18 protein-coding genes, 3 tRNA genes and 1 pseudogene are annotated in these 25508 nt (G+C 35.0%); 8 read left to right on the top strand and 14 right to left on the bottom strand.

Annotation, left to right across the window (positions count from 1 at the left end):
* Positions 1-35: 35 nt before the first annotated feature.
* Positions 36-410, bottom strand: a complete 375-nt coding sequence (locus BBBE_RS02995) for an iron-sulfur cluster assembly accessory protein (protein ID WP_010701130.1) — start codon at positions 408-410, stop codon at positions 36-38.
* Between the two features lie 296 nt (positions 411-706).
* On the opposite strand from BBBE_RS02995, the gene BBBE_RS02990 reads away from it, so the two are divergent.
* A tRNA-Pro gene (locus BBBE_RS02990) sits at positions 707-783 on the top strand.
* Between the two features lie 354 nt (positions 784-1137).
* On the opposite strand, the gene BBBE_RS02985 is transcribed toward BBBE_RS02990, so the two are convergent.
* Positions 1138-1638 (bottom strand): Hsp20 family protein, encoded by a 501-nt coding sequence (locus BBBE_RS02985; protein ID WP_010701129.1) that lies wholly within the window; start codon positions 1636-1638, stop codon positions 1138-1140.
* A 798-nt stretch (positions 1639-2436) separates the two neighbouring features.
* Here BBBE_RS02985 and cpdR point away from each other — a divergent pair.
* Complete coding sequence (gene cpdR / locus BBBE_RS02980) at positions 2437-2799, top strand: cell cycle two-component system response regulator CpdR (protein WP_010701128.1); 363 nt, start codon at positions 2437-2439, stop codon at positions 2797-2799.
* 99 nt (positions 2800-2898) lie between these two features.
* Positions 2899-2973: transfer RNA gene (locus BBBE_RS02975), tRNA-Val, on the top strand.
* Between the two features lie 1637 nt (positions 2974-4610).
* Here the strand turns inward: BBBE_RS02975 and BBBE_RS02960 are convergent.
* The 5 genes and pseudogenes from BBBE_RS02960 to BBBE_RS02940 all read right to left on the bottom strand — a co-directional run bounded on the left by BBBE_RS02960 (position 4611) and on the right by BBBE_RS02940 (position 8684).
* Positions 4611-5987 carry an amino acid permease gene (locus tag BBBE_RS02960; protein WP_010701127.1) on the bottom strand — a complete coding sequence of 459 codons (1377 nt, stop codon included), beginning with the start codon at positions 5985-5987 and terminating at the stop codon, positions 4611-4613.
* Positions 5988-6612: 625 nt separating this feature from the next.
* Positions 6613-6804: an aromatic amino acid lyase gene (locus tag BBBE_RS07675; RefSeq protein ID WP_420806246.1), complete on the bottom strand. Its 192-nt coding sequence runs from the start codon at positions 6802-6804 to the stop codon at positions 6613-6615.
* 439 nt (positions 6805-7243) lie between these two features.
* Positions 7244-7813, bottom strand: a pseudogene (locus tag BBBE_RS07670) (aromatic amino acid lyase).
* A gap of 31 nt (positions 7814-7844) precedes the next feature.
* Positions 7845-7979 carry a hypothetical protein gene (locus BBBE_RS07665; RefSeq protein WP_420806242.1) on the bottom strand — a complete coding sequence of 45 codons (135 nt, stop codon included), beginning with the start codon at positions 7977-7979 and terminating at the stop codon, positions 7845-7847.
* A gap of 628 nt (positions 7980-8607) precedes the next feature.
* Positions 8608-8684: transfer RNA gene (locus BBBE_RS02940), tRNA-Arg, on the bottom strand.
* Between the two features lie 224 nt (positions 8685-8908).
* Between BBBE_RS02940 and BBBE_RS02935 the strand changes: the two genes are divergently transcribed.
* Together BBBE_RS02935 and BBBE_RS02930 are read left to right on the top strand one after the other, a co-directional pair.
* Positions 8909-9682 carry an NAD kinase gene (locus BBBE_RS02935; RefSeq protein WP_010701126.1) on the top strand — a complete coding sequence of 258 codons (774 nt, stop codon included), beginning with the start codon at positions 8909-8911 and terminating at the stop codon, positions 9680-9682.
* Between the two features lie 144 nt (positions 9683-9826).
* Positions 9827-11227, top strand: a complete 1401-nt coding sequence (locus tag BBBE_RS02930; RefSeq protein WP_010701125.1) for a DEAD/DEAH box helicase — start codon at positions 9827-9829, stop codon at positions 11225-11227.
* 71 nt (positions 11228-11298) lie between these two features.
* On the opposite strand, the gene gltX (BBBE_RS02925) is transcribed toward BBBE_RS02930, so the two are convergent.
* From gltX (BBBE_RS02925) to rpiA, 6 genes are all read right to left on the bottom strand, one after another.
* Entirely contained in the window at positions 11299-12669 is a 1371-nt protein-coding gene (gltX, locus tag BBBE_RS02925) for a glutamate--tRNA ligase (protein ID WP_010701124.1), read from the bottom strand.
* Positions 12670-12679: 10 nt separating this feature from the next.
* Entirely contained in the window at positions 12680-14356 is a 1677-nt protein-coding gene (locus tag BBBE_RS02920; RefSeq protein ID WP_010701123.1) for an NAD+ synthase, read from the bottom strand.
* A gap of 120 nt (positions 14357-14476) precedes the next feature.
* Positions 14477-15856: a class II 3-deoxy-7-phosphoheptulonate synthase gene (locus BBBE_RS02915; RefSeq protein ID WP_010701122.1), complete on the bottom strand. Its 1380-nt coding sequence runs from the start codon at positions 15854-15856 to the stop codon at positions 14477-14479.
* 77 nt (positions 15857-15933) lie between these two features.
* Positions 15934-17322: a glutathione-disulfide reductase gene (gene gor, locus BBBE_RS02910; protein ID WP_010701121.1), complete on the bottom strand. Its 1389-nt coding sequence runs from the start codon at positions 17320-17322 to the stop codon at positions 15934-15936.
* Positions 17323-17518: 196 nt separating this feature from the next.
* Positions 17519-18073, bottom strand: coding sequence for a DUF2059 domain-containing protein (locus tag BBBE_RS02905; protein WP_010701120.1), 555 nt, complete (start codon positions 18071-18073; stop codon positions 17519-17521).
* Between the two features lie 91 nt (positions 18074-18164).
* Complete coding sequence (rpiA, locus tag BBBE_RS02900) at positions 18165-18869, bottom strand: ribose-5-phosphate isomerase RpiA (protein ID WP_010701119.1); 705 nt, start codon at positions 18867-18869, stop codon at positions 18165-18167.
* 526 nt (positions 18870-19395) lie between these two features.
* Between rpiA and bfr the strand changes: the two genes are divergently transcribed.
* Positions 19396-19878 (top strand): bacterioferritin, encoded by a 483-nt coding sequence (gene bfr, locus BBBE_RS02895; RefSeq protein WP_010701118.1) that lies wholly within the window; start codon positions 19396-19398, stop codon positions 19876-19878.
* A 115-nt stretch (positions 19879-19993) separates the two neighbouring features.
* Here bfr and BBBE_RS02890 read toward each other — a convergent pair whose 3' ends face one another.
* Positions 19994-22267, bottom strand: coding sequence for a ComEC/Rec2 family competence protein (locus BBBE_RS02890; RefSeq protein WP_010701117.1), 2274 nt, complete (start codon positions 22265-22267; stop codon positions 19994-19996).
* A gap of 111 nt (positions 22268-22378) precedes the next feature.
* On the opposite strand from BBBE_RS02890, the gene gltX (BBBE_RS02885) reads away from it, so the two are divergent.
* Together gltX (BBBE_RS02885) and gltA are read left to right on the top strand one after the other, a co-directional pair.
* Complete coding sequence (gene gltX / locus BBBE_RS02885) at positions 22379-23806, top strand: glutamate--tRNA ligase (RefSeq protein ID WP_010701116.1); 1428 nt, start codon at positions 22379-22381, stop codon at positions 23804-23806.
* A gap of 245 nt (positions 23807-24051) precedes the next feature.
* Entirely contained in the window at positions 24052-25341 is a 1290-nt protein-coding gene (gene gltA, locus BBBE_RS02880) for a citrate synthase (RefSeq protein WP_010701115.1), read from the top strand.
* The last annotated feature ends 167 nt before the right edge of the window (positions 25342-25508 follow it).

Here is a 25508-nt window from a genome sequence, read left to right as displayed (position 1 = left end):
ACAACCTTGCTTTACTAAACACAATTTAACAAAACTCAATGGTTTTCATACATTTCATTCAATTTATTCTGTGAAGCGGGGCGAATTTCTACTGATTCACCACATCCACATGCTGAAATTTGATTGGGATTGTTGAATATAAAACCAGAACGAAGTGTGGTCACTTCATAATCTATTTGTGTGCCTAATAAAAATAATATTGCATCGCGCGCAATAAAAACGTGAGCACCATTAATTTCAACAGCATCCGCATCGTGCATTTTTTCTTTTGCGAGAGTAATTGTATATTCCATTCCCGCACAGCCACCCTTTTTGATACCAATAAGAATACCACACGCATTTTTTGTTTTCATAATATCTTTAATGCGATCTACTGCGGCTTCTGTCAAACTTATTACCGAACGACCCATTGTTCATTTTTCCCTTACCAAATAAGCGCTTTCAATGACTTTATTTACGATAATTTTATTTTTTTGATATATTAAAAACAAAATAACAAGACATAAATCGGAATGTTTAACCTTTTCCGTAAACTTAAGCTTTGATTTTTTATTTCAAAGCTACTCCGAAGTAATAAAGTGCCAAGTTTCACTTTTACTTTTTTAAGCTTTTTTTTAAACTGGAAAAAAGCATTTTATTAGATTTTATTCTGTTTATTTTTCCTCTTGCCTTTAAAGAGACAGTCGTTTAGTCGTTTTTGACAACTCGGAGCGTAGCGCAGCCTGGTAGCGCACTTGACTGGGGGTCAAGGGGTCGTGGGTTCGAATCCCGCCGCTCCGACCATTCTTTATATTCTATTCCAAATCTGATACCTACTTAATATATATAATAAATACACTTACTTAATCTAATATCGTGCTTACTTATTACACATTGTGTTGAATTATCAAAAAAATTTTATTGCCTATATAAATAGCTTATCACGCAGTAAGTTATAAGATTTTATAGTTATTAATTGATTTACAAAAATTATCCTGCCTTTAGTTTAGCTACATTTTATATATCTCTTCATCTCGTATTACTAAAAAAATGCCATTATTTACGTAACAAACTTTCAGTTAAATAGTCTTTTCATCAGTAGAAAATAAAAAACGCGAGACTTTTGTCTCGCGTTCTAAATATTTTAAAAATTATAAATCATTCTGTTGTTTCAACTTCTAAGCTTGCTTTAGGCATATTATAACCATTGCTACTTTTAGCAACAGCTGGCGAGGCTTGTTGCACAACTATCTTTTTTGGTTTTAATTCAGCCGGCATTTCTCTTTTAAGCTGAATATGAAGAAGACCATCTCTTAATTCTGCTCCTATGACCTTAACGTGATCAGCTAAATGAAAACGTCTTTCAAAAGCACGCGAAGCAATTCCTCGATAAAGGAATTCTCGTCCTTCATCATCATTTTCAGGTATTTTCTCACCTTTAATGGTTAGCTGGTTACAATGCGTTTCAATATCGATTTCATTTAAAGAAAAACCAGCAACAGCCATAGAAATCCGATAAGAATCCTCACTTAAACGCTCAATATTATATGGTGGATAAGAAGAGACATCATCCGGTTGTGTTCTGGAATCAAACCAATTTAAAAGATGATCAAAACCTACTGTTGAACGATAAAATGGTGAAAAATCTACTTGACGCATAATTGCCCTCCTTTAGAGCGACTACAATTAATTTACAAAGTCTCCAAATGGCAGACTTTCTTACAAACCAACAATCCCATTATGGCGATTGTAACATTTATTTGGTAATCAATCTTTTCCATTTCAACTCTTTTATATTTTAACTCATAAAAGAGGACAAAATAAGATAACTATTTACTATTTCTTCATCACTATTATAACTTAGCCATTAAGTGTTATCTTAGTTTAACACTATGTGGGAAGAAAAATTATAGCTTTTTGCCTTCATTAAGGGCTTTAATAAGAAAGCTCCTTTTACAAAATATATTAATTTTTCTTGTAATCTTTAATATTCTTTTGGAATAACCAAAATTTGGTGAGGAAAAAGCAAGCATATTAGGACTAACTCATATGTCCTACAATTCATATTACTAAAAATAGATAGAACGACTGCTCGAAAATATTGTTTTTCTGTATGATATTTCAAAATAGAAAATTAACACAATACCTTTCTGAATTTTGAGTATCAATAACCTCTAAACCAGCATACTTATAAAACAAATATGAAAAAAATTTAAAAACAAAACATGTAATTAAGAAAACTCAAAATATATAAATGTCCGGTCTCCTTCTACTGTCATACATATTTTAAATTGAACTCAACTAAAAACGACATTATGTATCCTTGACAAATATGCAAGAGTTAACCATTTTGCTATTCATTCTAATTATAAGCATTTTACCGCTTTTTTATAAATACACTATATCGTATACATCAATATAGTGAAAAACTAATAAATGGAGCAATTGGACATAATCATGAAACGAATCCTGCTCGCGGAAGATGATAATGATATGCGCCGCTTTCTAGCAAAAGCACTAGAACGTGCAGGTTATGAAGTCATCGATTTTGATAATGGTGCTAGTGCATATAAACGTTTACAAGAAGAACCATTTTCTCTTCTACTCACTGATATTGTTATGCCAGAAATGGATGGAATTGAATTAGCACGACGTGCTACTGAAATTGATCCTGATTTACGAGTTATGTTCATTACAGGCTTTGCAGCAGTTGCATTAAATTCAAATAATAATACTATTCCTGATGCTAAAGTGCTTTCTAAACCATTTCATTTGCGTGAATTAGTTAGTGAAGTTGAAAAAATACTTATAGCTGCTTAATAGAATATTTTCTGTAAATTGTTTGCATTTAATCAAATAAAAAATTAAATCAGACATTGACGTTTATAATTCTATATGCAGTATGCACCATCATTGAATGGGCGTGTAGCTCAGTGGGAGAGCACTACGTTGACATCGTAGGGGTCACAGGTTCAATCCCTGTCACGCCCACCAGTTGTTTTTTTTCTATAACCTGTTGATTTTATTGCTATTTACTTAAGGTTAGAAAAAAGATAATCAAGTTATGGAATAAAATTTTTTAACTTGTCTTTATAAACTGCACTAAAATTATCTTGAACTTTTGTTAATAGTTTCCCAACCACACGAGCATTTTCCGTATTCATTATGCTTTAAAATGTCTCTTGCCAAGCTTGAACTGATTCCATCATAATCTTGCTGATCTAAATACATTGGCAACACCCAATACAAGAAACATATTCATTTTTTACACACCCACTTAGAAAGATCAGAGCATACATCAACATCACTTTTCTTATTAATTTCATCTTCTATTTCAAATCGTGTTCTTGCTATTTTTAAAACTTCCTCTGTTTGCTTGCACTGTTTAACTTGTCTTCCAAAACGAAAGACCTTAGTTAAAATCATAAAAAAAGCAGCTAAACCATCCCCTACCCCGCCTCCTGCACCACCATAAATACTGTTTTCACCATTGCCATCTAAGCTACCTTTGCTAATAGTACTAACAACACTGCTCTCACCGCTTCCCGCTATAGCCCCATAGATCGCATCTGTTTTTATAGCGCCCTAAAAAAATTTTGCTGTTTCTTTCTTTGCACCTGCTTGTTATAGTTTCCTTTTCTACAAGTTTTGCTTCTGCCCGTGTCACACCTTGCATTAATGCAGATTGAAACGCTTTTATCTCTACTGTTCACGTTTTCTTGTTATTTGTGCTCCTGTAGTAGCTGTTTTGCTACCTGATAGTGTACATGCAGCATTAGAGTAGCGCCTTATACAGAGGCAGCAGTACTCGTGATGGAAGCTGAAAACCAAAAAAACTAGGGATTCTATCTCACCGATCAAATTACTAGCGAGCAAGACATAAAGATGCTCTTTTATTTACTACTCTTTGACAGTTACTCCATCTCCTTGATACTTCGTCATATGTTTTGGCTACTCTTCATTTTTCCACTAATAAGAAAAAGGGATTGTTGTTAACAGCCCTGTTATTTCATCCTATCTGCTGACAGTAGGAAACAAGCTCTGCACACGTAGGCATGAATACCTTTGACATAATTCTTGGCTTGACCCGTGAAAATTTTTCAACGGCTTGTGCAAGAGCGTATGCTGAAACATATTCGAGTATCGTCTTGTAAGACAAGGAAACTACACTGGGATCTGTGTTGGCTGGAACTCTCAACTTGAGAGCAAAAAAGCAGCTTTCTTAACCTGCTCATCCGAAGCTTTCACACTGAGCAATCTCTGCACACGATTGCAAGCATCCAAGATTTTCTCTTCCTCCTGCCTCGTCAATTCGTTCCCACACTCTTGAAGATCGATGAAAAAAAACAAGTAACATAAATTAATTCCATAAACATTCAAAAGCAGTTATTAGTTTAACCATAAAAGTTTTCCAAGAATTTGAAATTTATACCTTGATATAACCATGTCTTCTTTCTAAAATATTATGTTAATCTTATTAGCTATATAGAATATTTATAAAGTAGATTTTTCTAGCCACTCAATTAATAAAACTAGGCTTACCAATGAAATACGCTTATAATATTTAGCGTTTTTGTAATAATTATCTACCCAAATAGTAAAAGTATTTTGCTTTTTAATAAATGAAAAATTCAATTTTTACAGATAGTTTTTCTTTTTTCTTTATTAAAAAATTTAAGTGCATAAAAGCAAACTACGAGCCAACTAAGCCAAGCTACTCCTATCATTAAAACTGGTCGTGTATCATCAAAAAAACATAACAAAACAAAAATAAAGATCATAAATAAAATAGCAAAAATCGATCCTACTGGCCAAAATGGAATAGGAAATTTTAGATTATGCTGTTTTTCTTTAGGCATTTTAAGTCTCATGAAAATTTGCGAAAGTAAAATCATCAGCCAAACGAAAACTGTTGCAAATGTTGCCATTGCTGCAATGAGAAAAAAAAGTTGATCATGATAAAAATAGTTAAGAACAACACCAAAAAAAAATACGACAGATATTAGTAAAATAATAAAAATTGGTATACCGTTTTTTGATAGATATTGAAATTTCTTAAATACATAGCCTTCTTGTGATAGCCCATGAATCATGCGACTAGCGCCATACATTTCGCTATTAATGGCTGAAATAGCCGCTGTAACAACAACAACGTTAAGAATGTTAGCTGCTGATGAAATACCAAGGTTTTCAAAAATTGAAACAAAAGGACTACCAATCAACCCAATTTTATTCCAAGGATAAAGTATCATTAAAACCGTCAAAGTTATAACGTAAAATAGTAAAATCCGAATTGGAATAGAATTAATTGCTTTTGAAATAGTTTTATTAGGATCTTGCGTTTCCATAGCTGCTATTCCAACAATCTCTACCCCACCAAAAGAAAAAACAACAACACTAAAGCAAGCTAAAAAACCAAACCAACCATTGGGAAATATACCACCATTTTGCCATAAATTATGAACAGTGGATTGTGTGCCCATATTCCAATTAAACACAATAATTGCTATGCCTAAAACAATCATAACGATAATAGCAATTACTTTGATAGAAGACAGCCAAAATTCTAGCTCACCATATACTTTGACTGCCGCTAAGTTAATAGCGGTAATAATAAGCGTAATGCTCAATGTCCAGATCCAAGGAGAAACACCAGGATACCAAAAACCCATATAAGTTGCAAAAACTGTAATATCAGCTAAACCAACAAGAACCACCTCAAAAACATATGTCCACCCTGTTAGAAAACCAGCCAAAGGTGATATATGATTTGCAGCGTAACGGGCAAAAGAACCTGGCAAAGGATTATGAATAATCATCTCACCTAGAGCCCGCATCACCATAAAAACAGCTAAACCCGCAATACAATACGCAATAAGAACACTTGGACCAGCAAGATTAATTGCTTGCGTAGACCCGTAAAAAAGGCCTGTTCCAATAGCAGATCCGAAAGCTAAAAATATAACCTGACGTTTATTCATACCTCGTTTAAGCTTGTTTACTGACATTTTTTTCCTTTTCAAATGCTGTATAATCCTTATAAAGGCTCACTCTTCAGATTAACAAGCACTGAAGCCAACTGAAATGTAAAAAACTTTAATGGATCTGAAAGATTTTGAAATTTCTATTTTTTCATCGCATAAAATATAATATCATGATAGTTAAGACGCATAATCACTATGTATGGTGGTGCAATTTGCACTGTTCATAACAAAAAAATTGCATTCTTTCTGTCTCTTTAAGTTTTAAGAGGTATTTGATTAAATAATACCCCTTTATGATACTTTGCGTGTGCTGCCATTACATTATTATAAACCAATCATAGCAATAATAAATATGCTCGTCTGATTTATAAATTTGTTTCCCCTCACTCAATTGGTAAATATATCATCTGACTCCAAACTTATGAGATAAACTTAGAATAATGAGCCTCTTTCTTTGTTCAATCTCAAAATAAATATTATTTCAGCTCCAATTGTGGAAAAATTGTTTTTGATAAAATATATAAATAATGCCCCTCATTCACAAGTACATGCACCTTTTCAAGACCTACAACCATATAACGATCCGCTTTAAGAATTGTGATATTTCTGCGTAAATACTCCATAACAGCCTGCAATAAAGGACTTGGTTTTAGAGGGGCACAGCATTCAATTCGCTGTGCTGCAACAAGTATTTCAATACCAATAATAGTAAAAGATTTTCGCTCATAGCTAATAATCGACGAGTACCATGGTAAGCCATTGAAACATGACCTTCTTGATTTACTGAAGTTAGCGTTGAATTAAACGAAGCGGGATGTACCATTTGCTTATTTTCAAACATTAAAGAAGCTGCTGTCACTTCAGCGATCATGAAACCTGAATTAAGACCTGCATTTTGTACTTAAAAAGCAGGAATTCCATGGAAAACTGCTAGATCAACCATAAGAGCAATGTGTCTTTGAGAAATTGAACCTATTTCACATAAAACAAGTGCGACCTGATCAGCAATAAAACAATAGGCTCAGCAATGAAAATTTCTACTCGATACAACTTGCCACCGTTTCCTAAAACAATGGATTATCTGTTACTGCATTTGCTTTAATAATCAGCGTTTTTGCTGCCACTGTAAAAATATCAAAACAAGCACCCATAATTTGTGGCTGGAACGTATACAATAAGGATCTTGAACACATTATCACCACGTAGATGTTCTACCAGAATTTTTTGAATCTTTCATAAGTTTTTTTAATACCTGCAATACAATAATTTACCCATGATGATCACGTAAAATATGGATATCGGAATGAAATGGGGCTGTTAAGCCTATAATGACATTTGTAGATATTGCACAAAAAAGAAGCCCCACACACAGTACCCGATAATCGCGAAAAAAATCTGCGAGCGCAAGTGCCTATTGATGTCTGAGTACCATTGATAAGAGCTAAGCCTTCTTTTGCCTTTAAAACAACAGGAGATAATCCCGCTTTTTTAAAGCAGCTCCTCCACTCATATGAATATTCTGAAAGAACGATTCTCCTTCACCTATTATAACAGCTACCATATGAGCGAGTGGTGCAAGATCACCTGATGCACCAACTGATCCTTTTTCAGAAATAACAGGAATAACTCCCTTTTTAAGCATATTTTCTAATAAATTTATTAATTCCAGCTGAACACCAGAACTCCCTCGCCCAAGCGAAATAAGCTTTAACGTAATTATCAAGCGTACAATATTTTCAGCTAAAGGGGCCCCTACCACAATAATGCGATAAGATAAGATTTCTTTGTAAAATAACCACATCATTTACATTAATTTTAATTGAAGCTAATTTTCCAAAACCAGTATTAATGCCATAAACTGGTTCATCGCCTGCAGCAATTTCAGCAATGTGAGCCGGCTGTTCCTTTCTTAATAGCTAAATGAGTATCTTCATGAAGTTTACTTACTTCATCACCCCAATAAACAGATTCAAGTTCGCTAAGTGTTACCTCACCTGACTTGATTATAATCGTCATAATCTTCTTTCTTATTTGTCTAGTATAACGCAAAATTAATGCTTTTCTTATGAAAAGAAAAAGCATAACAATTCTATATAGCTTATATTTACTTCATCAAAATAATACTAGGTCATTAAAATTTAATATAAAATATTATAATGCTTATACCTAACTTATAAGTGTGATTTTTAACGCCTCAATAGTACAACATAGTCACAAGTGTGATGTAAATATTGATAATTATTTAGAGTTACAACCTAACAATATCTTAACGAGAACTTTTGCACTAAATCAGAATAACTCAGCCAGTTTTATAGTTAATTGATGATAGCAAATATATTGAACGGCATTGTCAATTGTAAAATTGTTGCACTAATATGAAATCAACCGATTGTTTTGCTAATAAATATTAATTTAACAAAATATTGTTAGAATAGTTTCTCTATTAATATAGTTTTGTAAAGTGTTATATTTCAGCTATTTTAGCAGATGCAAAAATTCCAAAGACTTTATAAACAAAAAACCGCTTGGCTTTAATAAAGTAACAAACACATAACAAAGAAAATTTCTCTTACGTTTTGTAAATATCCACTGTTCAATTTTTATTTAATTTCAACTAAAGTATATACTCTAGTATTAAAAAATGTGGTGCACCCGACAGAATTCGAATCTGTGACCTCTGCCTTCGGAGGGCAGCGCTCTATCCAACTGAGCTACGGGTGCTAAAAACCGTTTTAAAAACCAATTAAAGCCTTTTAACTGATCATGCTCTCCGCTTCAATGGTGAATTACCATTCTGAAAAAATTGCAAAAAGAAAAATATTGTCCCACAATAGATCAACTTTTTATACAAAATTCCTTCTTTTTGCAAAAATGGTGTTTATATAAAACTTCCAAATTCTAAAAAATACATTAAAAATAGACCATAAATATCAGGACAATCCTCAATGCCACCATTACCAAGCCGCTTTCATTTTATTTCTGCTGAAACTGAAGAAGCTATTAAAGCTACCAATACATTAATTTCCGTTTACGGTCACTCTTCTCTTGAAGAAAGCGATGTAGTTGTTGCACTTGGCGGTGATGGAACAATGTTGCGAGCAGTGCGAGATGTTATGAATACCGGAAAACCTATTTATGGGATGAATCGAGGTTCAATAGGATTTCTTATGAATGAGTTTCATGAGAAAAAACTGCCAACTCGCGTTGCTGCTGCACATAAAAAAGAAATTCATCCCCTACGTATGATTGCAAATACTGAATGCCAAAAACATATTGAAGCACTTGCAATTAATGAAGTATCCTTATTTCGTCAATCTTATCAAGCTGCTAAGATTCGTATCAGCATTGATAACAAAGTGCGCATGGAACAATTAAATTGTGATGGTATTCTTGTTGCCACACCAGCCGGATCTACCGCATATAACTTGTCGGTACAAGGTCCTATTTTGCCTCTTATGGCACCTCTTATGGCCCTCACCCCTGTTAGCGCTTTTCGCCCTCGGCGCTGGCATGGAGCATTACTTCCCAATACAATGACAGTGCGTTTTGATATGCTCGAAGCAAACAAACGCCCTGTAAATGCTGCTGCTGATAATGTGGAAGTTAAATCTGTCCATTCAGTTATCATTTCATCGGCTCCAGAAATAACAGCCTCTATTCTTTTTGATCCTGACCATTCATGGGATGAACGTATTTTATCAGAACAATTTCGTTATTAATTATTTTTATCATTGCTTTCTTATACATATAGGGTAGTTACAGTTGACTTTTTTGTAAATGCATCTTAACCCTTTTTAATAACATGGGATGCTAACCAACCTAACCAATAACTAGGTTAAAATTGCAGAACAATTGATAGAAAAATGACACCACCTTTGAATAGTTTTGATGATTTAGGCCTTTCCGAAAAAGTTATTAAAGCTGTAAGATCAGCAGGATACACGACTCCAACACCTATTCAGAGTGAAACAATTCCTCATGTGCTTCAACGCAAAGATGTGCTTGGGATCGCTCAGACCGGTACTGGTAAAACAGCTTCATTCGTGCTCCCTATGCTTACATTACTCGAAAAAGGCCGTGCAAGAGCAAGAATGCCCCGTACTCTTATATTAGAGCCAACACGAGAACTTGCAGCCCAAGTTCAAGAAAATTTCGATAAATATGGAGTGAATCATCGTTTAAATGTCGTTCTTTTAATTGGTGGAGTTTCTTTTGAAGATCAAAATCGCAAGCTTGAACAAGGTGCCGATGTTCTTATAGCAACACCAGGACGTCTTCTTGATCATTTCGAACGCGGTAAATTACTTTTAATAGGTACTGAAATTCTTGTCATTGATGAAGCCGATCGTATGTTAGATATGGGCTTTATTCCTGATATTGAACGCATCTGCAAATTAACCCCGTTTACTCGTCAAACTTTGTTTTTCTCAGCAACAATGGCGCCAGAAATTACAAAATTGACAGAGCAATTTTTACATTCACCCATCTGTATTGAAGTTACAAAAGCTTCATCAACAGCTAAAACAATTACGCAACGTCTTGTCAAATCTGGAAGCAAAGCGTGGGATAAAAGAGCTGTTTTGCGAGAACTTATTTATAATGAAGGTGATGAACTTAAAAATGCTATTATTTTCTGCAACAGGAAAAAAGATATTTCTGAGCTTTTTAGATCGCTTATCAAATATAATTTCAGTGTAGGTGCACTTCATGGTGACATGGACCAGCACTCACGTATGAATACATTAGCTGATTTTAAAGACAATAAACTCACACTTCTCGTTGCTTCTGACGTTGCTGCTCGTGGACTTGATATCCCAGATGTCAGTCATGTTTTCAACTATGATGTACCAACACACGCTGAAGATTATATTCATCGGATTGGTCGTACAGGGCGTGCAAAGCGTAGTGGAAAAGCTTTTACCATTGTTACACCCGATGACCAAAAATACATCAGTGCTATTGAAAAAATAAGCAAAGAAAAAATTGAATGGCTCAATGGGGACCTTTCTACTTTAGTCAACGATCAAGCAAATGACTCTATTATAAAAACAAAATCTGCAAAACTTTCAAAGAAATCCACCCCTAAAAAACGCACCGCTCATATCAAAAAATTGTCAAAAGAAGATAAAGTATTTTATAATGAAACTGCAAAAAACAAAGTAAATTCACCCGACTTATCCCATTTAGAAAAAGATAAAGGTCCTACCCCTCTTGGGTTTGGTAGCGATATCCCAGCATTTATGCTCATAAAAATTCGCTCTTAAATAGCAAATTTGATCATTGAGAAACGGATAAGATTGATAAAATATTTTTTAATTGTTCTATATTGAATATTTTAAACAGTTAATCTTTTTATGACTTTTTCACGCCCTAAAAGCTGCAAAAGCTTACCCATTTCTGGACCATATTCCATTCCAGTAAGTGCCTGACGCAATGGCATAAACAAAGCCTTTCCTTTGCGGTCCGTTTTCTCTTTTAATGCTGTTGTCCAAACTTTCCAAGTTTCATCATTTAACACACCTTTCGGTAACAACTCAACAGACTGGCGTACAAATGTATGATCTTCAGGAGAAATCGCCTCAAAATTCTGATCACCATGAATAATTGTCCACCATAAAGCTGCATCATTCACTTTATTAATATTGCTTCTTATCGCATTCCAAAACTCTTCTGCTTTTTCTCCACCAATAGAAAGTTTTTCAAGCCGTTCTTTGACATCTTCATATGTTAACTCATGAACGCAATGACTATTTAGAGAAAGAAGATCAACAAAATCAAATTTTGCAGCTGATTTTGACGTATTTTGGAGATCAAAATGCTCTAAAAGAGCAGCTTGATTAGGATAAATCTGCACATTTTGCGATGTTCCAGTCAATACAGAAAGACACTGAACAGCTATAGATTCAAACCCTTCTTGTCGTAAAGAACGAACGGAAAGATCATTGTTACGTTTTGAAAGCCCTTTTCCTGAAATTGTAGTCAATAAATTAATATGCCCTAAAATAGGCGGCTTTACACCGAGAGCCTTAAAAATAGCAATCTGTGCACCTGTATTGGTAATATGATCATCACCACGAATAACATGTGTAATAGCCATATCTATATCATCAACTACAGAGGGCAGTGTATAAAGATAGCTCCCATCCTCACGAATTAAAACGGGATCTGAGATAGAGGCTAAATCAATCGCCTGCTTTCCCTTTACAAGATCATCCCAATAAATTTCTGTCCGCTTTGTTTGAAATGGATCTTTTTCAAAATTAGGTAAAAGAAAACGCCAATGGGGTTTACGACCCTGAAATTCAAAGTTTCTTTTATCTTCTGGTTTCAATTTTAATGCATCACGATTATAAACAGGAGGTAGCCTACGTGAAAGTTGGATTTTGCGGCGCCGATCTAATTCCTCTGCCGTTTCATAACAGGGGTAAAGAAGACCGCGTTGTTTGAGAGTTTCTGTAACCTCATCATACCGACTAAATCGTCTAGATTGATAGTAAATCTCATCTGGCTTAATACCAAGCCACTCAAGATCAACCATAATACCATCAATATATTCTTGTTTAGAACGTTCAACATCTGTATCGTCATAACGCAAAACAAATGTGCCATTACATGTCTGCGCATAAAGCCAGTTAAATAAAGCAATACGGGCATTGCCAACATGAATATAACCCGTTGGAGATGGGGCAAAACGAACTTTTATCATTAAACAATGCTCAACTTTTATCACGAAAACGATTGACAATAGGATAACGACGATCACGCCCGAAGCTTTTACAACTGATTTTTACACCAGGTGCGGACTGCCGCCTTTTATATTCAGCTAAATAAAGCAAATGTTCAATTTTCTCAACCGTTTCTCGTAAATGCCCACACTGAACAATCTCATCAACACTCATGTCATTTTCGACAAGAGATTGTAAAACATCATCTAAAATGGGATAAGGAGGAAGAGAATCCTCATCTTTCTGATTTTCTCGTAGCTCTGCGGAAGGTGCTTTCATGATAATATTAGATGGAATAACAACCCCTTTTGCCCCCAACAAATTCTGCCAGTGATTTTCATTACGCCACTTCGCTAATGCATAGACCTGCATTTTATAAATATCTTTAATAGGATTAAAACCACCGTTCATATCACCATAAAGTGTTGCATACCCAACGGCCATTTCTGACTTATTACCTGTTGCAATCAGCATTGAACCAAATTTATTCGAAAGAGCCATTAAAATAGTTCCGCGTGTACGACTTTGAAGATTTTCTTCTGTAACATCAGGCTTTAATTGTGAAAAAATAGGTGCTAGTGCATTTAAAAAACCCTCAACAGGTTGAATAATTGGTATGATTTCGTAATGACACCCTAACAAACGCACGCAATCTTCAGCATCCTTTAATGATTCTTGTGAAGTATAATGATAAGGCATCATTACAGCGCACACTCTTTCAGCTCCAAGAGCATCTACTGCCATTGTCGCGCAAAGTGCTGAATCAATTCCCCCCGAAAGACCAAGAATAACATCTTGAAAACAGTTTTTATTAACGTAATCTCTTAAACCTAAAACACAAGCCTGATAATCAGCAGCTAATCCACTAAAAAGTTCTTCATTAGGCCCAGAAACACATTGCCACCCGATAGATTGTCGTTGCCAGTGACTTAAAGCAATATGGCTCTCAAAATGCTTCATCTGAAATGCTATTTTGCCTTGTCCATTCAATGCAAAAGATCCTCCATCAAAAACTAACTCATCTTGACCACCAACTTGATTAGCATAAATAATTGGCACACCCGATTGAATAGCTTGCGCTCGAACAATATCTAAGCGTTTGAATGTTTTATGGCGCTTATAAGGAGATCCATTAGCAACAAGAATAATTTCAGCTCCTTTATTACTAAGCTGTGCACAAATAGAGGAATCACCCCAAATATCTTCACAGATCACAATTCCTAATGTCACTCCACGGTAAACAATAGGCTCAAGATACGAACCAGAAGAAAACATACGCTTTTCGTCAAATTCAGCATAATTAGGCAAATCAAATTTTAAGCGTTCAGCAACTATTTGCCCATCATTAAGAAGTATAATACCATTATAAATAGCATCACCACGCTTTAGCGGAACACCAATAACAATTCCTGGTCCATTTTTTGTTACTTTTGCTAATTTCTGTATAGCATTTTCACATGCTTTTATAAAAGCAGGTTTAAGCACAAGATCTTCCGGTGGATAAGCACTTATAAAAAGCTCAGTTAATAATACAAGATCGGCACCTTGTTCTTGAGCTTCCTGATGTGCCATTACTGCGAGAGCAAAATTTCCTTCAACATCACCGATAATAGGATTTAATTGGGCAACCGCAACCCGAAAATCATTTTTTATAAGTTGTTGTGTCATCAGATTAATTTAATGTGACTATAATTCAGTTTCAATCACCAAAGCATTTCTTTTGTCAAAAAGCGCTTAATTCCACAAATAGAAAAACATTGATTATAAATTATATTAGGTATTTCCCATTTATATATTTGATTCAACAATTAATGGACTAGAATCACAATTCTTTTTAAGAAGTTCAGCGACAAAAAAAGCCAATTCTAATGCCTGATTCGCATTCAATCGTGGATCACAATGAGTATGATAGCGATCAGAAAGATCTTCTACTGAAATAGCATACGCACCACCTGTACATTCAGTTACATCACGACCTGTCATTTCAATATGAATACCACCTGGATAAGTTCCCTCGCTTTGATGTATTGAAAAAAAACTTTTGACTTCTTTTAAAATATGACCAAAAGGGCGAGTTTTATAACCATTTGCAATAATTGTATTGCCATGCATTGGGTCACAAGACCATAAAACATTGCGCCTCTCACGTTTAATTACACGAATTAGTTGAGGAAGATAATTCTCAATCTTATCATAACCAAAACGAACAATGAGAGTAAGCCTACCTGGTTCATTCTTAGGATTAAGAATATCAACTAATCTCAAAAGCTCATCAGGTTCAATAGAAGGACCACATTTTAATCCGATAGGATTTTCAATACCACGGCAATATTCAACATGCGCATGATCAAATTGGCGCGTACGATCACCTATCCATAACATATGGCCAGATGTAGCATACCAATTTCCAGAAATTGAATCAATCCGCGTTAAAGGTTCTTCATAGTTAAGTAAAAGTGCTTCGTGGCTGGTATAAAAAGACGTTGTATATAATAAAGGATTTGTTTTGGCCGTAATTCCTATTGAACGCATAAAATCTATTGTTTCAGAAATACGTTTTGCCAACAATTCATAATGTTCGCCTTGTGGGCTATTGGAAATAAAACTCAACATCCATGTATGGAGATTTTCTAAGTTAGCATAGCCACCTTGTGAAAAAGCACGCAACAAATTAAGCGTTGCTGCCGATTGACGATAGACTATTAACATTCGTCGTGGATCGGGAATACGAGAATTTTTGTCAAATTCAATGCTATTAATAATATCACCCCGATAAGCAGGAAGCTTATCCTTACCTTTGCTTTCCATATCACAAGAGCGTGGCTTTGCAAATTGACCAGCAATACGACCAATTTTAACAACTGGCTTAGAATTGCCAAAAGTTAAAACAATCGCCATTTGCAAAAATACACGAAAAAAATCACGAATATTATTAGCCTCATATTCTGCAAAGCTTTCCGCACAATCACCACCTTGTAACAAAAAAGCTTGACCTTTAGTAACTGCCGCTAATTTATCTTTCAAATCATGAATTTCATCAACAAAAACTAAAGGAGGATATTTACGTAGCTTATTTTCAATATTCGCTAATAGAGATTGATCTGGATAAGTTGGAACCTGTTTAATTGGCTTTTCTTTCCAAGATTGAGGTGTCCATTTTTTTACCATCGTAACTTTCTTTTAAAGCCCCTCCACGCAGATTATAGCATAAAAGTCTTAAGTTAGTTCACCATAGTAATCAACGTTTAGCCTTCCAACTTCTTTCCATTTTCATATATATAGTTCGGTTTATACATCGTTACCAGTTCTTCTGCTGCCGTTGGATGTATTGCCATAGTTTCATCAAATACATCTTTCGTCAGTTTTCCTTTGAGAGATATTCCAATAAGCTGTACCATCTCACCAGCGCCCTCCCCTAAAATATGCGCACCAACAACAACACGGCTTTCACCATCAACAACAAGTTTCATAAACATTTTTTCTGGGTTACCGGAAAGAGTATTACGCATAGGACGAAATAACGTACGATAAATTTCAACACATTTATAACAGTGTATTGCTTCCTCTTCTGAAAGACCAACTGTCCCAATCTCCGGTTGTGAAAAAACAGCTGTCGCAACTAAATCATAATCAGGTATAGTTGGAGTATTTTGAAATGCGGTTTTAATAAAACACATTGCCTCATGGATAGCGACAGGTGTTAATTGACGACGGTCAGTCACATCACCAACAGCCCAAATATGGGGTATATTGGTGGTCATCTTTTCATCAACAATAACTGCACCAATTTCATTAAATCTAACCCCTGCCCGCTGAAGCCCTAAGTCTACAGTATTTGGCACACGCCCTGTAGCAAACATAACCTGATCGACACTGAGAGTTCTTCCATCTGACAAAATAGCATCATAGCCATTACCGTTGGTTTTAACCTGAGAGATTGTTGCCTCATAGACAATAGAAATCCCCTTTTCAATCATTGCATCACTTAGCAACTGCCGCAAATCATGATCAAAATTACGAAGGATTAAATCACCATGATGGAGCAATGTTGTTTTTACACCTAATCCATGAAAAATATTAGCAAATTCAACACCAATATACCCCCCACCAATAATTACTATTGATTTTGGTAACTCTTTAAGGTTAAAAATTTCATTAGAAGTAAGACATAAATCACTACCTATTGCGGTATTTGTTAAAGTCTTTGCTCCTGTTGCGATTAAAATCTTTTCCGCTGTTACTCGTTCACCTGTTGCAGAAAGCTCTAATGTATGATCATCAATAAAAACAGCACGACTTTCGTAAATATGAACATTATTATTTTTTAATTGTTTTCGATAAAGCTCTTCTAGTCTTGATATTTCTTTATTTTTAGCCGCAACTAATTTTTCCCAGTTAAAAACTGGATCAGCACATTGCCAACCAAAACCAACGCTATCACTGAATTCTTGTGCGTACTTTGATGCGTAAACAAATAATTTTTTGGGGACACAACCGCGAATAACACAAGTACCCCCTATACGATATTCTTCCGCTATAGCTACGCGCTTACCAAGCCCCCCTGCGAGACGAGCAGCACGTACACCACCAGAACCACTCCCAATAACAAATAAATCAAAATCAAAAGATGCCACAAATCATTCCTTCCCATACAGCTATATCGTACAGGTTATTAATCTTTATCACTGAATGAAAGTCTTTTTTATCTTTAATAAAATTTTTTGTATAAATACGATACTTAAAAAATACTTATTTTCGTTAAAAACGACAATAAAACTGCCACTTTTAGTGAGATAAAAAAACACTGATAATTATGATACTATCATAAAACTATTTTGAATCTGCTGAAGAAGCAGGCTCTGAAGTAGTAGATTTATTCAAACCGAGTATCTTAACCATCTCTTTTTCTACATTTTTTACAAGATCTTGCATTACATTAGAACGCCACTTATCAAAGACAGAATAAGAGTCACGTGCGATATTTGGAACTTCTGTTAAAAACTTTTTACCAGCAGCAGAATTATAAAATGTTGCAATTGTATCTAGCTCTTCCTGACTAAAATGTTTTACGTAGACATGAGCAATTTCTTCTTCCAAATCAGCACGCCGTTTAGCCAAAGCAAGTGCTTGCTTATCAACAATTTCAGAAATAGTTGTTGCCAAATTTGGATCACCACTTATTAATTCATTTTTGAGGTTATACGCAGCACTTGGTAAAAAATTATCAAATTGATCGGTTGCTTGAATGGCCTTGATCATCTTTCTTGCTGAATCTAAATGTTGGTCTTTCACATCTTGTGCATAAACCATTCCCATATTCACAATAAAAATAACAACTGTACCAAGTGATATTACAAAGCGCTGAAGAGAAAGTATAGTTCTCATTCAATTATTACTCCCATATTATATTATTTCTATTCAAAATTTTTAATAACGTTTTATTATAACTAATACATCAGCAATATAAATATTTCGTTCAAAAATCACACGGCTCTAAAATTTTTATTGTACCATCTGCCATTGCTACAATTGAACGCGAAGCCAACCCCAAAAAAAGGCCGTGCTCAACAACACCAGGAATTTCAAATAATGCATCTGATAATATTTTGGGTTGCATAATGCGACCCCAAAATGCATCAAGAATAAAATGACCCTCATCTGTTTCAAAAGGAATATCTCCATTCATCCGTAATCTAATTTTTCCTGAAAGTCCTAGATTATCAGCCATTTTTTCAATTGCTTTGCATGTAGCACTCATACCAAATTGATTAACCTCAACCGGTAGTGCAAAAGAACCAAGCGTTTTTACCACTTTTGTTTCATCTGCGATAACAAGCATCGTACGAGATGCTGCCGCTACAATTTTTTCACGCAATAATGCTCCCCCCCCTCCTTTAATTAAAGTCATATCAGGACCAATTTCATCAGCCCCATCAATGTCAAGGTCAAGTTCAGATATTTGTTCTAGAGTAGTGACAGGCACTCCGTATTTAATACATAATTGTTCAGAATAACGTGAAGCAGCAACACCAATGACACGCAGACCATCTGCAACACGCTCACCAAGTAAACGAATAAATTCATTGACTGTAGAACCAGCACCTATACCAAGTCGCATATCATCTTGAACAAACTCAAGTGCTTTAGCAGCCGCCATCTTTTTTAATTTTTGAGCATCCATGAACACTTTTCCTGTTACCGATTATCTTTATTAATTATGAATTAATAACAAAAAAACACCCTGTTTCCTCAATTCTCACAGACTTATTTGCCATCTTCTGTTAAAAAGTCAGTTATTATAGCAAAACATACCACTTTATAGAATACAATGATTAACTATATCTCTTTTGAAATTTGTTTATATTGACTCTTTTAGGAAACGACTTTAGCATAACTCTCATTATTCAAATTCAAATTTATAGTGATCATACATCCTTGCAAAATTATCAATCAGTTAAACAGCGAAAATCATTTCTTTTCTTTCTCAAAAAGAGTGTTGATTATTGATTATAGCTCATAAAAAATTATATAATTTAGTTTAGTGAAGTAATATGAGAAATATTGTGGTTATTTTCCTAATATTGTAGAGATTATCATTAAGATAATAAAAAATTATTTTTATAAACATAATTAGGGGGATAATATGTTACCTTCTTTTTTATTTGTGTCCATCCATTAAAGAAATTGATATAGGAAGATTAAATACCATGAAAGGTCATCCAGAAATCATCAAGCAGCTCAATGAAGCTCTTGCTCTTGAAATTAGTGCCGTTAATCAATATCAGTTGCATTCTTGCCTGACAGAAAGTTGGGGTTACGCAAAGTTAGCTGAAATAGAACGTAAAGAAGCTACAGAAGAAATGAAACATGTAAATAGAATTGTTAAGCGTATCACTTTTCTTGAAGGGCACCCTAACCTTGAGTTTCCTGCACCGTTGCGTATTGGAAGAAACCTTAGAGAAGTTTTAGAATGCGATCTTAAAAGTGAGTATGATGCTCGGGAATCTTATCTTAAGTCGCGGGAGATTTGTTCTAAACTCTCTGACCATGTTTCAAAGAAATTATTCGATGAATTACTTGAAGATGAAGAGAATCACATTGATTCTCTTGAAACTCAGATTCAGCTTCTTAACACTATTGGAGAAGAAAGATATAGTCAGCTGAGTGTGAGTTTTTCCGAATTAGAATAAAATTTGCCTGTAATGTATTTTCATAAAACTAACTGTTAGGTTAGAATGCTTTTAAAATATAACTCTATTTGATTGTAAAAATCTAAAATAGAGTTATTTTTTGATACTATTTACTCTATGATCTGTGGGAATTTTGTCTATGTATGTTCCAAGGTCTATGAAACCCGTTAGAAGACCAAATAATATCTCCTTTTTTAGTCATCATAACACTTCCTCGTGATAGTAATTGTTGAGATGTAAATGTTATCGGTGCAATTTTATCGCATGTTTGATTGCTTATTGTAGATGCTCTAATCACGATATCTGCGTTTATACACTGATCTGTTTTTCCGCGTAAAACGGCAACTTTTAATCCTTTTTCTAACAAAGCTGTACAAATATTATTATTACAAATAAATTGTCCGTTGAGCGATGGACCATTTTTTGTTGGTTTGATAGTATCTTGTACGTGGAATGAATTTGCCCATACAGATAGTACAAACTTAGAGGCATAGTAACGATCAATATATAATTTTCTCTCATTAATGATCCCCACAAGACTCATATTATTTGCTATGATTAGTTGCACAGGTGAGTATACCATACAAACAAAAATACCTATAAAAATGAAAATACTAAAAAAGAATTTGATGGGTGTTTTTAAAAAAGTAAGACCAACTAAGCCTAAACTTAATAAAACAAATGCAGATAATGGCATAAATCCAGGACGAAGAGTAGGAGAAATAGCTGTTACAGCATAAGCAATTTTTATTACAAGAGAGATACCAAACCCCATAATTTGTAGTGGCAACCATTCAAGCCCCATAAGCATCGCAAATGCTCCTATTAACCCAAAAGGCATAACAAAAATGAAAACAATAGGTAAAGCTAAAATATTACTGATCATGCCAAGTGATGCCACATTTGCAAAATGATAAGCAGCGTAAATTCCACTGGCAAAGCCTGCCACAAGTGAAGACGCACAGATTGAAACAACTGACGAAAAAATAAAACGAAGTACTCCACCTCCAACATAAGAAGGTGTTGTTCTGCCTGTATAAGAAGATCGTCTTTCACTCCACCAACCAAAAGCAGCAATCAAAGCTGCAGTTGCAGAAAATGACATTTGAAAACTAGGGCTTAATATTGCATGCGGAATAGTAGCTACAGTTACCAAACCAGCAATAGCAAAATTGCGCATTGTCACGGCAGAACGATTGCACAACACAGCAATCAATAGAACAGAAACCATTACAAAACTTCTTTGCGCCGCTACATTCATGCCAGATAACATCAAATAAAAAAACGTTATTATTAATGCAACGACAGCAGCAAATTTCTTAGCTGAATAATAAGATGAAAAAATGGGAAAAAGAGCTAAAAAACTGCGAATAACGATAAGAACCATACCACTAAGCAGAGCCATATGCAGACCTGATATTGACAAAATGTGAGCTAACCCAGCTACACGCAATGCCTTATTGGTATCCTTTGAAATACCACCCCTGTACCCAGTTATTAAAGCAGCAGCAATTTTTCCTTCCTCTCCGCTAATTGTTGCATTAATTTGTTGAGTCATTACCATCCGTAAATTTTCAATTTTTTGTAAGGCTCTATCTAATAAAGTGTCAGGTTGTGCAACTGATATCTTAATTGGTTTTTCCAGAAAAATTCCGTAAGCACCAATTCTTTTAAAATAATTATGGAAACTAAAATCATAACTTCCTGGACGTACAGGCCCAGATAAAGCACGAAGCCTTACTTTCCCGTATACTCCATCACCGGAAGCTAACCCATATGGCAAATGTTTTGCTATTAAACGAACCCGATCAGGTGCATGATATAACACGGGCTTTTGCGTGCTTAAAACATCTATATTTAAACGGAATCCTCCTTTTTCTATTGGCTCTATAGAAACAATTCTCCCTGTTAATGTGGTGGAAACATCACTGCCTAACATTGTTGTAGACATACGCCATGTTTCTATCTTTGCTGCCAAAGCGCCTAATATAACACAAAATAAAAAACCAGTTATGAGCCACATTCCTCGATAACGGCGTAAAATATACAGTATTCCAAGAAATGTACTGATCAATATAATAAATTGCTTCCAACTTGGTTCTCTATCCAAACAAAAATAAAAAACAACACCTGTGGAAAAAAATATTAAAATCAGTAAGAAAGGTAGCCCAAAAGAAATTTCCTTTTGTATGCAATCTATCAACCATCTCCAAAAGATAATTATATTTTCTTTTAAAAATGTGAGTAAATAGACGCTTTGCCTAATACAGATGGTATTATCTGCACTATTAATAATAGAAAAATCGTCCTGTTGTATCAGGTCCAAACTTTTCTTTTTTGACAAGCTTCTCCTTAATAGATTATCATTAACTTTATTTGGATCTAACATCCGCAAATCCCCACTTTACTTGCAATGCGGCTATTGCACACCCTATTAGCTATGCTAACATAATCTTTTAGTAAAGTCCTAGAAATAACATCTTAATTAAAGGATATATTCGTGCCTGTTATTACCCGTTTTGCACCCTCACCCACAGGTTTTCTTCATATTGGTAGCGCTCGCACTGCTTTATTTAACTGGCTTTATGCAAAACATAATGGTGGTAAAATGCTTCTACGTATTGAAGATACAGATCGAGAACGCTCAACAGAAGCAGCAGTTAAAGCTATTATAGATGGTCTGCACTGGATGGGACTCAACTATGATGGAGCTCCTATTTCACAATTTGAACGAGCAGAACGCCACCGTCAGGTTGCTGAACAATTAGTCAAAGATGGTAAAGCTTATTATTGTTATGCTTCACCTGAAGAATTAGCCGAGATGCGTGAAAATGCCCGTGCAGAAGGACGCCCACCACGCTATGATGGACGTTGGCGCAACCGTGATTCATCTGAATCTCCCAAAGGGATTAAACCTGTTATTCGCATTAAAGCACCACAAGATGGTGAAACAATTTTACACGATCGCGTTCAGGGAGATATTCGTTTCCCTAACAAAGACCTAGATGACTTTATCATTTTACGTTCTGATGGTACCCCAACTTACATGCACGCTGTTGTTGTTGATGATCATGATATGAAAATAACGCATATCATTCGTGGGGATGATCATCTCACAAATGCAGCCCGTCAAACGATTATCTACAATGCATTGGGGTGGGATATTCCTGTCATGGCGCATATCCCACTTATTCATGGTGAAAACGGCACAAAACTATCAAAGAGACATGGCGCATTAGGTGTCGATGCCTATCGAGCAATGGGATATCTTCCTGATGCTTTACGTAATTATCTTGTCCGTCTAGGTTGGAGCCACGGCAATGACGAACTTATCTCCACTAAAGATATGATTTCTTGGTTTGATATTAATGATATTAATAAAGGCGCTGCTCGTTTTGATTTTAAGAAACTAGATGCCATTAATGGGCATTATATTCGTATGAGCAACGATCAAAGTCTTTTTGATGCTGCTCTTAATATTTTGCCAGAAATTGAAGGCGGTTTAGAAATAATGAAAAAACTTGATGAACAAAAACGCGCGCAATTTTTAACTGCGATACCAAGTTTGAAAAAACGTTCGAAAACACTGCTTGAGCTTATTAATGGTGCCTCCTTTATCTTTACACAACGACCGTTATCTCTCGATGAGAAAGCCAAAACGCTCTTAAATGAAAATGGTCGGGCTAACTTAAAAGGAGTCTATCTTGCTTTAAAAACGTGTTCTCATTGGAATTTAGAAACGCTAGATGAAACTCTTCGAAACTACGTACAAACACAACAACTCAAATTTGGAGATGTTGCGCAACCACTGCGAGCAGCTCTCACAGGATGTGCATCATCCCCCGGGGTTTTCGATGTTCTTGTTCTATTGGGACGAGATGAATCTTTAAATCGCATTAATGATCAAATTATTTTATCCGAATGTTAATTATATGAACACAATAAAGATCGAAAGTACAAATGTCTTAATGTAAAATGAAAGCATTTTTTAACTTAAAAAATTGAAATACATATTTATTAGAACTGAAAATAAAAATATTTTTATATTGCATAAACTAACTTTTAAAGTAAATCTATTCTTAATATAAGTAGGAAAATCTTTAACTACATACCTCCTTATCCGATAAAGCGGCATCTTGACTTGAGAGATGAAGGATCTGAAAGGAATATTTAATGTCTGAGAATAAAGCATATATTATCGTAAATGATAAAAAAATAGAATTGCCAGTGCATAAAGGAACCATTGGGCCTGATGTAATTGAAATTACTTCTCTCTATAAAGAGACTGATAGTTTTACCTATGATCCCGGGTTTACCTCAACCGCTTCTTGTGAATCAAAAATCACTTATATTGATGGTGATGAAGGAGTATTACTTTATCATGGTTATTCTATCGACCAATTAGCTGAAAATGGAGACTTCCTTGAAGTTTGTTACCTTTTGCTTTATGGTGAATTGCCAACGAAACAAGAAAAAATTAATTTTGATAGCCGGATTATGCATCATACAATGGTGCACGAACAATTCTCACGCTTTTTCCACGGATTCCGTCGCGATTCTCATCCTATGGCAGTTATGGTTGCTTGTCTTGGGGCTATGTCTGCATTTTATCATGACTCCATTGATATTACAGACGCACAACAAAGAATGATCGCTTCTATTCGTCTTATTGCAAAAGTTCCAACTCTTGCTGCTATGGCTTATAAATATAGTATTGGACAACCTTTCGTTTATCCACGTAACGATCTTGGTTATGCTGCAAATTTCCTTCACATGTGTTTTTCCGTTCCTTGTGAAGAATACAAAGTTAATCCAGTTCTTGCGCGAGCCATGGACCGAATCTTTACTCTGCATGCAGATCATGAACAAAACGCATCCACATCAACTGTACGCCTTGCGGGCTCGTCAGGAGCTAACCCGTTTGCGTGTATTGCAGCAGGTGTTGCATGCCTTTGGGGGCCAGCTCATGGTGGTGCCAATGAAGCATGCCTAAAAATGCTGCAAGAAATAGGTTCTACTGAAAAAATTCCTGAATTTATTGAACGTGCAAAAGATAAAAATGATCCTTTCCGTCTTATGGGTTTTGGGCATCGAGTTTATAAAAATTATGATCCACGTGCAAAACTTATGCAAAAAACCTGCCATGAAGTTTTAAAAGAACTAAACATTCAAGATGATCCACTTCTTGATATTGCTATGGAGCTTGAAAAAATTGCTCTAAATGATGAATACTTTATTGAAAAAAAGCTCTATCCTAATGTTGATTTCTATTCTGGAATTACATTAAAAGCTTTAGGCTTTCCTACCGAAATGTTTACTGTTCTTTTTGCATTGGCACGTAGTGTTGGCTGGGTTGCACAATGGAAAGAAATGATTGAAGATCCAGCACAAAAAATTGGCCGTCCACGCCAACTTTATACAGGGTGTACTGCACGTAAATATGTTTCTATAAATGATCGATAAACTAAAAAAAACAACTAACCAATAAAGCCTCAATAAATTGAGGCTTTATTTTTGATAACGTAAAGATTTTATAATTAATCAAATAGTAATTAACATTTAAAATATTTAAACAAATTTTGACTCAAAAAATTTTCCTGCAAGTATTTATCGCTATTGAAATCACACCT

The organism is Bartonella bovis 91-4, from assembly GCF_000384965.1.
GTDB classification, from domain to species: domain Bacteria; phylum Pseudomonadota; class Alphaproteobacteria; order Rhizobiales; family Rhizobiaceae; genus Bartonella; species Bartonella bovis.
This window is presented reverse-complemented; position numbering and strand designations above follow the sequence as displayed.

What these genes read in the sequence shown, in the direction of transcription:
- BBBE_RS07665 (WP_420806242.1), bottom strand. Translation starts at nt 7,979, where the DNA reads ATGACGATTATAATCAAGTCAGGTGAGGTAACACTTAGCGAACTTGAA.
- BBBE_RS02930 (WP_010701125.1), top strand. Translation starts at nt 9,827, where the DNA reads ATGACACCACCTTTGAATAGTTTTGATGATTTAGGCCTTTCCGAAAAA.
- rpiA (WP_010701119.1), bottom strand. Translation starts at nt 18,869, where the DNA reads ATGGATGCTCAAAAATTAAAAAAGATGGCGGCTGCTAAAGCACTTGAG.
- BBBE_RS02890 (WP_010701117.1), bottom strand. Translation starts at nt 22,267, where the DNA reads ATGTTAGATCCAAATAAAGTTAATGATAATCTATTAAGGAGAAGCTTG.
- gltX (WP_010701124.1), bottom strand. Translation starts at nt 12,669, where the DNA reads ATGATAAAAGTTCGTTTTGCCCCATCTCCAACGGGTTATATTCATGTT.
- BBBE_RS02985 (WP_010701129.1), bottom strand. Translation starts at nt 1,638, where the DNA reads ATGCGTCAAGTAGATTTTTCACCATTTTATCGTTCAACAGTAGGTTTT.
- BBBE_RS02995 (WP_010701130.1), bottom strand. Translation starts at nt 410, where the DNA reads ATGGGTCGTTCGGTAATAAGTTTGACAGAAGCCGCAGTAGATCGCATT.
- bfr (WP_010701118.1), top strand. Translation starts at nt 19,396, where the DNA reads ATGAAAGGTCATCCAGAAATCATCAAGCAGCTCAATGAAGCTCTTGCT.
- BBBE_RS02960 (WP_010701127.1), bottom strand. Translation starts at nt 5,987, where the DNA reads ATGTCAGTAAACAAGCTTAAACGAGGTATGAATAAACGTCAGGTTATA.
- BBBE_RS02905 (WP_010701120.1), bottom strand. Translation starts at nt 18,073, where the DNA reads ATGAGAACTATACTTTCTCTTCAGCGCTTTGTAATATCACTTGGTACA.
- BBBE_RS02935 (WP_010701126.1), top strand. Translation starts at nt 8,909, where the DNA reads ATGCCACCATTACCAAGCCGCTTTCATTTTATTTCTGCTGAAACTGAA.
- gltA (WP_010701115.1), top strand. Translation starts at nt 24,052, where the DNA reads ATGTCTGAGAATAAAGCATATATTATCGTAAATGATAAAAAAATAGAA.
- BBBE_RS02915 (WP_010701122.1), bottom strand. Translation starts at nt 15,856, where the DNA reads ATGGTAAAAAAATGGACACCTCAATCTTGGAAAGAAAAGCCAATTAAA.
- cpdR (WP_010701128.1), top strand. Translation starts at nt 2,437, where the DNA reads ATGAAACGAATCCTGCTCGCGGAAGATGATAATGATATGCGCCGCTTT.
- BBBE_RS02920 (WP_010701123.1), bottom strand. Translation starts at nt 14,356, where the DNA reads ATGACACAACAACTTATAAAAAATGATTTTCGGGTTGCGGTTGCCCAA.
- BBBE_RS07675 (WP_420806246.1), bottom strand. Translation starts at nt 6,804, where the DNA reads ATGTTTGAAAATAAGCAAATGGTACATCCCGCTTCGTTTAATTCAACG.